The sequence below is a fragment of the Curtobacterium sp. NPDC090217 genome (genome assembly GCF_044746705.1).
Classification (GTDB): Bacteria; Actinomycetota; Actinomycetes; order Actinomycetales; family Microbacteriaceae; genus Curtobacterium.
The window spans coordinates 836,281-848,714 of the sequence record NZ_JBIVCR010000002.1; the positions used below are offsets into that span (position 1 = coordinate 836,281).

At 70.2% G+C, this 12,434-nt stretch carries 9 protein-coding genes; 7 read left to right on the forward strand and 2 right to left on the reverse strand.

Going from position 1 to position 12,434, the window contains the following annotated elements; genetic code table 11:
* Positions 1-22: 22 nt before the first annotated feature.
* From ACIPJ2_RS11625 to ACIPJ2_RS11640, 4 genes are all read left to right on the forward strand, one after another.
* Entirely contained in the window at positions 23-655 is a 633-nt protein-coding gene (locus ACIPJ2_RS11625; protein ID WP_402728934.1) for an HAD family hydrolase, read from the forward strand.
* The gene (locus ACIPJ2_RS11630) at positions 652-1,734 is read left to right on the forward strand and encodes an NADH:flavin oxidoreductase/NADH oxidase (protein ID WP_281264812.1); all 1,083 of its coding nucleotides are present in this window, start codon (positions 652-654) and stop codon (positions 1,732-1,734) included. Before ACIPJ2_RS11625 ends, ACIPJ2_RS11630 begins: the two co-directional genes overlap by 4 nt.
* A gap of 160 nt (positions 1,735-1,894) precedes the next feature.
* A complete protein-coding gene (locus tag ACIPJ2_RS11635; protein ID WP_402728935.1) occupies positions 1,895-3,265 on the forward strand; it encodes a hemolysin family protein in 1,371 nt (456 codons plus the stop codon).
* Complete coding sequence (locus tag ACIPJ2_RS11640) at positions 3,262-4,302, forward strand: hemolysin family protein (protein WP_281264814.1); 1,041 nt, start codon at positions 3,262-3,264, stop codon at positions 4,300-4,302. The genes ACIPJ2_RS11635 and ACIPJ2_RS11640 overlap by 4 nt, the downstream gene beginning before the upstream one ends.
* A gap of 149 nt (positions 4,303-4,451) precedes the next feature.
* On the opposite strand, the gene ACIPJ2_RS11645 is transcribed toward ACIPJ2_RS11640, so the two are convergent.
* Positions 4,452-5,891, reverse strand: coding sequence for a GuaB1 family IMP dehydrogenase-related protein (locus tag ACIPJ2_RS11645; protein ID WP_402728936.1), 1,440 nt, complete (start codon positions 5,889-5,891; stop codon positions 4,452-4,454).
* 144 nt (positions 5,892-6,035) lie between these two features.
* On the opposite strand from ACIPJ2_RS11645, the gene ACIPJ2_RS11650 reads away from it, so the two are divergent.
* Positions 6,036-9,794, forward strand: coding sequence for a multifunctional oxoglutarate decarboxylase/oxoglutarate dehydrogenase thiamine pyrophosphate-binding subunit/dihydrolipoyllysine-residue succinyltransferase subunit (locus tag ACIPJ2_RS11650; RefSeq protein WP_402728937.1), 3,759 nt, complete (start codon positions 6,036-6,038; stop codon positions 9,792-9,794).
* A 25-nt stretch (positions 9,795-9,819) separates the two neighbouring features.
* Here ACIPJ2_RS11650 and ACIPJ2_RS11655 read toward each other — a convergent pair whose 3' ends face one another.
* On the reverse strand, positions 9,820-10,260 hold the full coding sequence (locus ACIPJ2_RS11655) for a GNAT family N-acetyltransferase (RefSeq protein WP_402728938.1): 441 nt from the start codon (positions 10,258-10,260) through the stop codon (positions 9,820-9,822).
* Between the two features lie 111 nt (positions 10,261-10,371).
* On the opposite strand from ACIPJ2_RS11655, the gene ACIPJ2_RS11660 reads away from it, so the two are divergent.
* Both ACIPJ2_RS11660 and ACIPJ2_RS11665 read left to right on the forward strand, forming a co-directional pair.
* The gene (locus ACIPJ2_RS11660; protein ID WP_402728939.1) at positions 10,372-10,953 is read left to right on the forward strand and encodes a hypothetical protein; all 582 of its coding nucleotides are present in this window, start codon (positions 10,372-10,374) and stop codon (positions 10,951-10,953) included.
* Between the two features lie 62 nt (positions 10,954-11,015).
* Positions 11,016-12,431 carry a LamG-like jellyroll fold domain-containing protein gene (locus ACIPJ2_RS11665; protein WP_402728940.1) on the forward strand — a complete coding sequence of 472 codons (1,416 nt, stop codon included), beginning with the start codon at positions 11,016-11,018 and terminating at the stop codon, positions 12,429-12,431.
* Positions 12,432-12,434: the final 3 nt, after the last annotated feature.

Here is a 12,434-nt window from a genome sequence, read left to right on the forward strand (position 1 = left end):
CCCCCACGTTACGGTGGAGCGCATGAGCCTGTTCCTGCCTGGTCGTGTCGTCGTCTTCGACTACGGCGAGGTGATCAGCCGGACACCGCACGCCGCCAGGGACGCCCTGCTCGCAGCGACGGGGCTCGCCGCCGACGAGCTCTTCCCCGTGTACCAGGAGCTCCGTCACGACCTCGACCGTGGCGACCTCTCGGTGCTCGACTACTGGCGCGCCATCGCCGCCCGCACCGGTCGGACCTGGTCGGTCAGCGAGATCCACCGCTTCTGGGCCCTCGACTTCACCGGCTGGTTCGAGGTCGACCCCGACGTGCTCGACCTCGTCGAGGAGCTGCACGAGGCCGGGACCCGCATCGCCCTCCTGTCGAACGCCGGGTTCGACTTCGGCGACCCCTACCGCCGCTCCCCGATGGCGTCGATGTTCGAGACCGTCGTGGTCAGCGCGGAGGAGCACGTGCTGAAGCCCGACCCGTCCATCTACCGCACCACGTGCGACCGGCTGGGAATCACCCCGGCGCAGATGGTGTTCGTGGACAACAGGGCCGAGAACGCCACCGGTGCGGAAGCGATCGGTGCGGTCGGCCACCACTACACCTCACCGGCCGGGCTGCGGAGCTTCCTCGAGCGCCTGTCGGAGACCGAAGGAGCCACCGCGTGACGCACGCCCTGTTCGAACCGATCACCATCCGCGACCTGACGGTCCGCAACCGCATCTGGGTCTCCCCGATGTGCCAGTACTCGGTCGAACAGCAGGACGGTGTCCCGACGCCGTGGCACCTCGTGCACCTCGGCGGGTTCGCGAAGGGCGGCGCGGGTGCGGTCGTCGTCGAGGCCACCGGCGTCGTGCCGGAAGGCCGGATCAGCCCGCAGGACCTCGGCCTCTGGAACGACGAACAGCGCGACGCGTTCCGGCCGATCGTCGACTTCATCCACTCGCAGGGCGCCGCCGCCGGCGTGCAGCTCGCGCACGCCGGGCGCAAGGCCTCGACGTACCGCAGCTGGTCGCCGACGCAGGGCACCGTGCCGGCCTCGGACGGTGGATGGACCGCCGTGGCACCGTCGGCCGTCGCGTTCCCCGGCTACGACGTCCCGCGCGAGCTCGGAGTCGAGGACATCCGTCTGGTCGCGCTCGGCTTCGCCGCCGCGGCCCGTCGTGCGATCGAGGCCGGGTTCGACCTCATCGAGATCCACGCCGCGCACGGGTACCTGCTCCACGAGTTCCTCTCGCCGCTGAGTAACCACCGCACCGACGACTTCGGTGGGTCGCTCGAGAACCGCGCGCGGGCGCTGCTCGACGTCGTCGACGCCGTCCGCGCCGAGGTCGGTGACGGCTTCCCCGTCGTCGTGCGGTTCTCGGCGACGGACTGGACCGACGGCGGGCTGACGCTCGACGAGGTCGTCCAGGTGGCCCGCTGGGCGGCGGAGCACGGCGCCGACCTCGCCGACGTCTCGACCGGCGGCAACGTCGCGAGCGCGCCGATCCCCGTCGGCCCCGGCTACCAGGTGCCGTTCGCGGCCGCGGTCAAGCAGGGCGCCGGCATCGGGACGATCGCGGTCGGGATGATCTCGGACGCGTTCCAGGCGGAGCAGATCGTCGCGACCGGGCAGGCCGACGTCGTGATGGTCGGGCGCGAGTTCCTCCGCGACCCGTCGTTCGCGCTCCGGGCAGCCCGCGAGCTCGGTGTGCAGGTCGACTACGAGCCGCAGCAGTACCACCGAGCAACCGTCACGAAGTAGGGCGGATTCTCGGAAAGGCCGCCCGGCGCGGCACTACGATTGCAGACACTGTGGACGATCCTCCGAATCCTTCTTCGCCCCATCACTCATCCGGCGCTCACTCGGTGAGCTGCCCTGACTCGTCGTGTGCCCGCACCGCTTCCCCGCGGGGGTGGACCCGATGAGCGTCGTCGACATCGTCATGCTGATCGGCGGCATCCTGCTGACGCTCGGCACCGGCGTCTTCGTGGCGTCCGAGTTCGCGCTCGTGAATCTCGACCGCGCCGACGTCGAAGCACGCCGCGACCGCGGCGAGGCCGGCCTGGCACCCGTCATCGGTGCGCTCAAGGTCACCTCGACGCACCTGTCGAGCGCGCAGCTCGGCATCACGCTCACCACGCTGCTGACCGGCTACCTGCTCGAGCCCTCGATCGCCAAGCTCCTCGAAGCCCCGTTCCTCGCGATGAACCTGCCGGAGGGCATCGTCGAGACGGTCGGGTCGATCGTGGCGCTGGTCATCGCGACCCTGCTGTCGATGATCCTCGGCGAGCTCGTGCCAAAGAACTTCGCGCTCGCGCTGCCCCTGCAGACCGCGCGCCTGGTCGTGCCGCTGCAGATCGCCTTCACGACCGTGTTCAAGCCGGCCGTCGCCGTGCTGAACGGCACCGCGAACGCCGTGCTCCGCGCGATGGGGATCGAACCCCAGGAAGAGCTCTCCGGTGCGCGCAGCGCCGAGGAGCTCACCTCGCTGCTCCGCCGTTCCGCGTCGGAGGGCTCGCTCGAACAGGACACCGCGACGCTCCTGCAGCGCACGCTGTCGTTCTCCGAGCTCGACGCCAGCGACGTGATGACCCCGCGCCCCCGGCTCTCGACCATCCGCGTGTCCGAGTCCGCCGAGGACGTCATCGCGCTCGCACGCCGCACCGGCTTCAGCCGCTTCCCCGTCATCGAGGAGGACGCGGACGACGTCGTGGGCATCGTGCACGTCAAGCAGGCCGTCGCCGTCCCGCGCGAGAAGCGCGCGGAGGTCCCGGTCGGGGCGCTCATGACCGACGCCGAACGGGTTCCCGAGACGATGCCGGGCGACACCCTCCTCACCGAGGTCAGGGGTCGCGGCTACCAGATGGTGATCGTCGTCGACGAGTACGGCGGCACCGCAGGGGTCGTCACGCTCGAGGACCTCATCGAGGAGATCGTCGGCGAGGTGTCCGACGAGCACGACCGGGCACGCATCGACGTGGTCCGCTCCCGCAACTGGCTGACGTTCCCCGGGCTCCTCCGCCCGGACGAGCTCGAGGACCGCGCCGGGGTGAAGGTCCCCGAAGACGGCCCGTACGAGACCGTCGGTGGGTTCATCATGGCGACGCTCGGCCGGCTGCCGGTCGTCGGCGACGAGGTCCCGCTCGAGGACGGCGTGTTCCGCGTCGAACGCCTCGACGGACGCCGGATCGATCGGATCCGCTGGACCCCGACCCCGACCGACACCCCGCCAGGAGGCGTCACCATCCCGAACTCGCCCACCAAGCACAAGCAGAAGGAGGCCTCGCGATGAGCTCCGACTGGTGGGGCATCTTCTGGCTCGTCGTGCTGCTGCTCGGCAACGCCTACTTCGTCGCGGCCGAGTTCGCCGTCATCTCCGCGCGCCGCTCCCAGATCGAGCCCCGCGCCGAGGAGGGCTCCCGCGCCGCACAGATGACGCTGTGGGCGATGGAGCACGCCACCCGCATGCTCGCCACCACCCAGCTCGGCATCACGGTTTGCTCGCTGCTCATCCTCAACGTCTCCGAGCCGGCAATCCACCACCTGCTCGAGGTCCCGCTGCACCTCACCGGGTGGAGCGTCGAGGTCATCGGCATCGTCGCGTTCGTGTTCACCCTGCTGCTGGTCTCGTTCCTGCACGTGGTGTTCGGCGAGATGGTCCCGAAGAACATCTCGTTCTCGATGCCCGACCGCGCCGCCCTGCTCCTCGTGCCGACGCTCTGGTACATCGGGCACGGCCTGCACTGGGTCGTCGTCGGCCTGAACGAGGTCGCGAACGCCGTGCTCAGGCTGTTCAAGGTCGAGCCGAAGGACGAGGCCGTCAGCGCCTACACCGTCGAAGAGGTCCAGACGATCGTCGAGCAGTCCCGTCGCGAGGGCACCCTGTCCGACGACGGCGGCACGCTCAAGATGGCGTTCGAGTTCACCGAGAAGAAGGTCAGGGACATCGCCGTGCCGATGTCCGAACTCGTCACCCTGCCCGAGGACGCCACGCCCGGCGACGTCGAGCGTGCCGTCGCGCAGCGGGGCTTCTCCCGCTACGTGCTGATCGGTGAGACGGGCGAGCCGACCGGGTACGTGCACGTCAAGGACGTCATCGACCTGCGTCCGGACGAGTTCGACGACCCGGTCCCGCCGAAGCGCATCCGGCAGCTCATCTCGCTCTGGACCGAGATGGACCTCGAGGACGCACTCGCGACGATGCGCGCGGCCGGGCGCCACGTGGCGCGGGCGTTCGACGCGGACGGTCGAACGACGGGCGTGCTCTTCCTCGAGGACATCCTCGAAGAGCTCGTGGGCACCGTCGAGGACGCGACCAGACGCCGCTGACCGCCAGCGCCGCGCGTTTCGCCCGCGAAAGCGACAGATTCACGCGGGCATGTCCCAGCGAACTGTCGCTTTCGTGGCAGAGACGGGCGCACAGACGGACGGGAGGCCCGGTGCCAGCTGGCACCGGGCCTCCCGTCCGTCCGTGGCCGCTACCAGCTGACGGGGAGCGGCTTGCCCTCTTCGTACCCCGCGGCGGACTGGATGCCGACGAGCGCACGCTCGGAGAACTCGGCCAGGCTCGTCGCCCCGGCGTACGTGGCGGAGCTGCGGACACCGGTCGTGATCATGTCGAGCAGGTCCTCCACGCTCGGACGCTCCGGGTCGAGGTAGATCGTCGACGACGAGATGCCCTCGGCGAAGAGCGCCTTGCGCGCCCGCTCGTAGGGGTCGAGCCGTTCGAAGCGCTCGCGCACCGCCTTGGCCGACGCCATCCCCCAGCTCTCCTTGTACGCGGCGCCCTTCGCGTCGCGACGGAGGACCCCGGGAGCTTCGAGCGTGCCCGCGAACCACGAGCCGATCATGACCGCGCTCGCGCCGGCTGCCAGTGCGAGTGCGACGTCGCGCGGGTACCGCACGCCCCCGTCCGCCCACACGTGCGCGCCGAGGGACCACGCAGCCGCGGCGGTCTCGAGCACGGCGGAGAACTGCGGTCGACCCACCGCGGTCATCATGCGGGTGGTGCACATCGCGCCGGGGCCGACACCGACCTTGATGATCGACGCTCCGGCGTCGACGAGGTGGTGGACCGCGTCGGCGGTGACGACGTTGCCCGCGACGAGCGGGATGCCGAGGTCGAGCGCCGCGACGGTGCGGAGCGCGCGGAGCATGCCGTCCTGGTGGCCGTGCGCGGTGTCGAGCACGAGGACGTCCACCCCGGCCGCGGCGAGGGCCTGGGCCTTCGCGGCGACGTCGCCGTTGATGCCGATGGCGGCCGCGACGCGGAGTCGGCCGGACGCGTCGACCGCAGGACGGTAGATGCTCGACCGGATCGCGCTCGTCGGGCTCGTGGTGCCGACGACGCGACCGTGCCGGGTGACCGGAGCGAAGTCGGCACCGGCCGCGGTGAGGACGTCGTACACGTGGCGCGGGGTGCCGGCGTCCTCGGCGTCGATGCCCGTGGAGGCGCCGTGCAGCAGGTCGCGCAACGTGGCGTCGGGGCCGGCCGTGCCGAGGCGTGTGGCCGGCACGCACCCGAGGTACTCCCCCTCGCCGTCACGCACCACCACACCGCGTCCGGCGACCGGCAGGAGCTGTTCGAGGGTCTCGGCGACGGTGGTGTCCGCGCCCATCTCGATCGCGGTGTCGAACTCCACCGGTTGTTCCTTCACCCAGCGGATCGCGGCGTCGAGGTCCTGCAGGTGCATGTCCTGCGGCAGCACCCCGAGGCCACCACGACGCGCCAGGGTCGCCGCGAGTCGCGGGCCCGTGACCGAGTTCATGTTCGCGCTGACGATCGGGATCGTGGCGCCGCTGCCGTCGTTCGCGGAGAGGTCCACGTCGAAGCGGCTGGTCACCGCGGAACGGCTCGGGACCAGGAAGACGTCGGAGTAGGTCAGATCGTGCGTCGGCCGAGTCTCGTAGAACCTCATGCCGCCCACTGTACGGCTCGGCGACATGCCTCGGTCTGACACCGAACGGACATGTGGAAACGGCTACGCTTGACCCCTGTGTGGAGCAGGGTTGCCCCGCACGACACACACGAGCATCAATCGACGGAGAGTGGGCGATCGGCTGTGTCGAGCCATCTGACCGGAACTGACGAGACCGCGGGCGAATTCGGCGCGAACGAGTGGTTGGTGGACGAGCTGTACGAACAGTTCCTCGCCGACAAGGAGTCGGTCGACAAGTCGTGGTGGCCGGTCCTCGAGAGCTACCACCAGACCGCCGGCAAGGGCGCGGGCACGGCACCAGCAGCACCGGCGTCCGCGACCGCAGCACCAGCAGCACCGGCGCCCGCGACCGCAGCACCCGCATCCGCGGCACCCGCACCCGCCGCTCCTGCAGCCGAGGCGAAGGGCGGGCAGATCCAGGCGAAGACCACGTCCAAGCAGCCGTCGCCCCAGCCGATCCCGGCCGAGGCGAACGACGAGGCCGACGACCACGACGAGACCCACGAGGACGTGGCCACCCCGCTCCGTGGCATGGCGAAGACCCTCGCGTCGAACATGGACGCCTCGCTCACCGTCCCGACCGCGACGAGCGTCCGCACGATCCCGGCGAAGCTGATGATCGACAACCGCATCGTCGTCAACAACCACCTGCGCCGTGCCCGCGGCGGCAAGATCTCCTTCACCCACCTGATCGGCTGGGCGATGGTCCAGGCGCTCAAGGACTTCCCGAGCCAGAACGTCTTCTACGAGGAGCGCGACGGCAAGCCGTTCGTGGTGCAGCCCGCGCACGTCAACCTCGGCATCGCGATCGACGTCCCGAAGAAGGACGGCACCCGCTCCCTGCTCGTCCCGAGCATCAAGCGCGCCGAGACGCTGACGTTCGGCCAGTTCCTCTCCGCCTACGAGGACCTCGTCAAGCGTGCCCGCGACAACAAGCTCACGCCGACGGACTTCCAGGGCACGACGATCTCCCTGACGAACCCGGGTGGCATCGGCACGGTGCACTCGGTCCCGCGCCTGACGAAGGGCCAGGGCGCGATCATCGGCGCCGGTGCGCTCGAGTACCCGGCACAGTTCCAGGGCTCGGCGCCGAAGACGCTCGTCGAGCTCGGCGTCGGCAAGACCATCACGCTCACCAGCACGTACGACCACCGCGTCATCCAGGGCGCCGGCTCCGGCGAGTACCTGAAGAAGGTGCACGAGCGGCTCATCGGCCAGCACGACTTCTACGAGGGCATCTTCTCGGCGCTCCGCATCCCCTACAAGCCGATCCAGTGGGCGAACGACATCAACGTCGACCTCGCGCACCGCGTCGGCAAGACGGCCCGCGTGCAGGAGCTCATCAACAGCTTCCGGGTCCGCGGTCACCTGATGGCCGACGTCGACCCGCTCGAGTACCGCCAGCGCACTCACCCGGACCTCGAGATCGAGAGCCACGGGCTGACGTTCTGGGACCTCGACCGCGAGTTCGTCACGGGTGGGCTCGCCGGCACCACGAGCGCGCCGCTCCGCGACATCCTCGGCGTCCTCCGCGACGCGTACTGCCGCACCGTGGGCATCGAGTACATGCACATCCAGGACCCGGAACAGCGCCGCTGGGTGCAGTCCCGCATCGAGGTGCCGTACTCGAAGCCGTCGAAGGAGGAGCAGCTGCGCGTCCTCGGCAAGCTCAACGAGGCCGAGGCGTTCGAGACCTTCCTGCAGACCAAGTACGTCGGCCAGAAGCGCTTCTCCCTCGAGGGCGGCGAGTCCACCATCGCGTTCCTCGACACCCTGATCCAGGGCGCCGCGGCGGCCGGTCTCGACGAGGTCGCGATCGGCATGGCCCACCGCGGTCGACTCAACGTGCTGACCAACATCGCCGGCAAGACCTACGGCCAGATCTTCCGCGAGTTCGAGGGCACCACGCTCCCCGGTGCCGTGCAGGGCCAGGGCTCCGGCGACGTGAAGTACCACGTCGGCACCGAAGGCGTGTTCAAGGCCTCTGACGGCTCGTCGATCCCCATCACGATCGCCGCGAACCCGTCCCACCTCGAAGCGGTCGACGGTGTCCTCGAGGGCATCGTCCGCGCCAAGCAGGACCGGAAGCCCGCCGGCGAGTTCGGCGTGCTCCCCGTGCTCGTGCACGGCGACGCCGCGATGGCCGGACAGGGTGTCGTCGTGGAGACGCTCCAGATGTCCCAGCTCCGCGGGTACCGCACCGGCGGCACGGTCCACCTGGTCATCAACAACCAGGTCGGGTTCACCACCCCGCCGGAGTCGGCACGCAGCTCGGTGTACTCCACCGACGTCGCGAAGACGATCCAGGCGCCGATCTTCCACGTCAACGGTGACGACCCCGAGGCCGTCGCCCGCGTGGCCGACCTGGCGTTCGCGTACCGCGAGGAGTTCCACCGCGACGTCGTGATCGACCTGGTCTGCTACCGCAGGCGCGGCCACAACGAGGGCGACGACCCCTCGATGACGCAGCCGCTCATGTACAACCTCATCGAGGCGAAGCGCTCGGTCCGCACGCTCTTCACCGAGGCACTCGTCGGCCGCGGGGACATCACGCAAGAGGAGTACGACGAGGCGCACCGCGACTTCCAGGACCGTCTGGAGCGTGCGTTCGCGGAGACGCACGAGGCGCAGACCGGCACCATCCCGGTGATCACCGTCGACGACGACGGCGCCGTGCAGGGCCTCGAGCGACCGACCGCGCAGCGCGACGACTCCGAGAACGACGTCCACGAGACCGCGATCTCGAAGGAGCTCGTCGAGCTCATCGGCGACGCGCACGGCAACCCGCCCGCCGGGTTCTCCATCCACCCGAAGCTGCAGGCGCTGCTGTCGAAGCGCACCGACATGACCCGCAAGGGCGGCGTCGACTGGGCGATGGCGGAACTCATGGCGATCGGGTCGCTCCTGACCGAGGGCAAGCCGGTCCGGCTCGCCGGCCAGGACGCCCGTCGGGGCACGTTCGTGCAGCGTCAGGCGGTGTTCCACGACCGGGTGAACGGCCAGGAGTGGCTGCCGCTGTCGAACCTCACCGAGGACCAGGCGCGCTTCTACATCTACGACTCCCTGCTCAGTGAGTACGCGGCGATGGGCTTCGAGTACGGCTACTCGGTGGAACGTCCGGAGGCGCTCGTGCTCTGGGAGGCGCAGTTCGGCGACTTCGCCAACGGCGCGCAGACGATCATCGACGAGTTCATCTCCTCCGCCGAGCAGAAGTGGGGGCAACGCTCCGGCCTCGTCCTCTTGCTGCCGCACGGCTACGAGGGCCAGGGACCCGACCACTCGTCCGCTCGCATCGAGCGCTACCTGCAGCTCTGCGCCGAGGACAACATGGTGGTCGCCCGCCCGTCGACCCCGGCGTCGTACTTCCACCTGCTGCGTCGTCAGGCGTGGGAACGCCCGCAGCGGCCGCTCGTCCTCTTCAGCCCGAAGGCGATGCTCCGGCTCCGTCAGGCGACGAGCCCGGTCGAGGCGTTCACGAGCGGCACCTTCGAAGAGGTCATCGACGACGTGCAGGTCACCGACAAGGGTGCTGTGCGCCGCGTCGTGCTGCACTCCGGCAAGGTCCACCACGACCTGCGCGCCGAGGCGGACAAGCGTGAACTGACCGACGTCGCCCTGGTCCGGCTCGAGCAGCTGGCACCGCTCCCCCTCGAGCGGATCCTCGCGGTGCTCGCGAGCTACCCGAACGCCGATGTCGTGTGGGCCCAGGAAGAGCCCGAGAACCAAGGCGCGTGGCCGTTCGTGTGCATGAACCTCTCGCCGCACCTGGACGGCCGGCCGCTGTCGGTGGCTGCCCGCCCCGCGAGTGCCGCACCGGCGACGGGTTCGTCGAAGCGCTCCGCACAAGAGGCCACCGAGGTTATCACGAAGACCCTCGGCTAGACCACGACCACGAGGCCGGGGTGCGCTACACGATCCGCGTGTAGCGCACCCCGGCCTCGTGGTATCCACGCTTCTGGTAGAACCGGTGCGCGCTGTCCGTCGCCGCGGCGCTCACCGCGGAGAGGCGACGCGCGCCCTGCTCGCTCGCCCACGTCTCGAACGTGCCGATGAGCGCGGAACCCGTACCGAGCCTCCTGGCCGTCGGGTCGACCACCAGCAGCAACAGCTGCGCCGTCGGCTCGTCCGAGGCGTACGCCCACGTGACCTGCGCACCGGCGACGGCGACGGCTCGGCCGTCGTCGTCACGCACCAGCCACGTGCGGTGGCCGGCTTCCGGGGTGAGCCGTGCGAGCCGCGATCGCATCGCGGGTTCGTCGACGGTGTGACCGAGCAGACGGACGAGGGCGGTGACGTCAGCGACGTCCGCGTCGGACCAGGTGGTCATCGACTCGACGGAGAGGGTCATGCCGCGACCCTATCGACTGGTCGCGCATCGTGACGACTCGGTTGTGCCGACCCTTGATATTCATATACAATGTTGGCATATCAAGCACCATTCGAACCCATTGGAGCCGACATGCACCTCACCACACGTCACGGCCGCACCGCCGCGTGGATCGCCCTGCCCCTGGCCGTCGTCGCGAGCGGGGCCGTGATCGCCACCGCTTCGTACGCCGCCTTCTCCGCCACCACCGACAACGCCGCGAACTCTTGGCGCACCGGTGCTGTGTCGCTCACCGACGACGACAGCGGAGCGGCGCTCTTCACCGTTGACGACCTCGTTCCCGGCAGCACCGGCTCGAACTGCATCACGGTGACGTCGACCACGTCGAACCCGTCCGAGGTCCGGCTCTACACCGCAGCCCAGTCGGACGAGGACGCCATCGGCCAGCACCTCCAGATGACGGTCGAGCGCGGCGCCCTCGCCACCGCCGGGGACTGCACCACCTTCACGGGTGCGTCGACCGTGCACGACGGCACGCTCGCCGAACTGCTCACCGCCGGGTCGTTCGGCGACGGCGTCGACGACTGGAAGCCGGCGACCGGGACGTCCTCCACGACCTACCGGTTCTCGTACGCCCTCGACGCGGACACCCCGAACACCGCGCAGGACTCCGCGGTCGGCACCACGTTCGTCTGGGAAGCGCAGACCGACTGACCCGGAGCGGACGACCAGACCCGAAGTCGACGGCCAGACCCGACGATCCCGAGGAGCACCCGATGGCACACACGTCCGCTCGTCGCACCACCCGGTGCACCGGCGACCTCGTCCTCCTGCTCCTCGGGATCGCAGCACGCACGACCCTCGCCACCGTGTTCCTGCTCGCTGTCTGGGCCGCGCTCCCAGCCGCACTCGACTGGCGCGTGACCACCGTCGTCTCGGACTCCATGGCCCCGGCCATCCGGACCGGAGACGTGGTCGCAGCGATGCCGATCGAACCGGGGACGGCCTCCGTCGGGCAGGTGCTCCTGGTCGAGGACCCCGACCACGAGGACCGCCAGCGACTCCACCGTCTCGAGCGCATCGAGACCGACGGCGCCCTGCGACTCCGCGGGGACGCCAACCCGGAGCCGGACCGGACCGCGGTCGATGCGGACACCGTCCTCGGCGTCGGCGTGCTGCGCTTCCCGGTCGTCGGGCTCCCGAGCGTGTGGCTCCGCTCCGGCGACTGGGTGCAGCTCGCCACGACGGGCCTCGGGGTGATCGCGCTCGTCCTGCTGGGGCGCGTCGACCGTGACCTCCGGACCGGAGTTCCTTGCCGCCGCTGCGGGACGCCCCGCTGGGACCTGCACACGACCGTCGTGCGAACCGGCCCCGACGCGCCTGGAGGGACGTCGCTCGCGCTCCCTCTCGCCGCGACCGTGGCACTCGTCGCGATCGCCGCGACCACGGCCGGCGCCGGGTTCAGCGGGTCGACCACGACTGATGCCGCACTCGGCACGACGGACTCGTTCCCGTGCTTCCACCGCGGTGTCGCGGGTGCCGCCCTGGCGTGGGACTTCGCGGAACGCGGCGGCTCGACGGCGCTGGACTCCTCCGGCAACGGCCGCGACGGACTCCTGGGTGCCGGTGCTGCACGCACGAACGGCTCGTGCACCGAGAACCCCTTCGTCACGTTCTCCGACGGCTCGCCCCAGTCCGCCGTCGTCCACACGACGAGTTCGAGGGCAGCGCCGCCGACGTTCGCTGCCGAGCTGTGGTTCCGGACCGACCGCCCCCATGGCAGGCTGTTCGGGTTCACCGGGACACCGACGGGGACCACGGGCGCGTACGACCGCAACTTCTACGTCGGCGCAGACGGGCGCCTGGTGTTCGGCGTGTGGGACACGTCCGTGGCGAAGGTCGTGCAGAGCCCGGGGCGGATCGACGACGGCACCTGGCACCACGCGGTGGGGCAGTTCACCGCGGGCCGGCTCGAACTCCACGTCGACGGCGTCCTCGCGGCGTCACGGACAGACGTGCTGACCGCCGTGTCCTACAACGGGTACTGGCGGGCAGGCCACGGGAGGATCGAATCGACGTGGCCCAACCCGCCGACCGACCCGACGTTCGTCGGCGCGATCGACTCGGTACGCGTCCACCACGGCATCCTCAGTCCTGCGCAGATCACGGCTCGCTTCGCAGCCGGCCGGTGACCG

Bases quoted from the DNA above. Each gene is read 5' to 3' on its own strand.
- ACIPJ2_RS11625 (WP_402728934.1), top strand. From the start codon at position 23: ATGAGCCTGTTCCTGCCTGGTCGTGTCGTCGTCTTCGACTACGGCGAG.
- ACIPJ2_RS11635 (WP_402728935.1), top strand. From the start codon at position 1,895: ATGAGCGTCGTCGACATCGTCATGCTGATCGGCGGCATCCTGCTGACG.
- ACIPJ2_RS11640 (WP_281264814.1), top strand. From the start codon at position 3,262: ATGAGCTCCGACTGGTGGGGCATCTTCTGGCTCGTCGTGCTGCTGCTC.
- ACIPJ2_RS11645 (WP_402728936.1), bottom strand. From the start codon at position 5,891: ATGAGGTTCTACGAGACTCGGCCGACGCACGATCTGACCTACTCCGAC.
- ACIPJ2_RS11655 (WP_402728938.1), bottom strand. From the start codon at position 10,260: ATGACCCTCTCCGTCGAGTCGATGACCACCTGGTCCGACGCGGACGTC.
- ACIPJ2_RS11660 (WP_402728939.1), top strand. From the start codon at position 10,372: ATGCACCTCACCACACGTCACGGCCGCACCGCCGCGTGGATCGCCCTG.
- ACIPJ2_RS11665 (WP_402728940.1), top strand. From the start codon at position 11,016: ATGGCACACACGTCCGCTCGTCGCACCACCCGGTGCACCGGCGACCTC.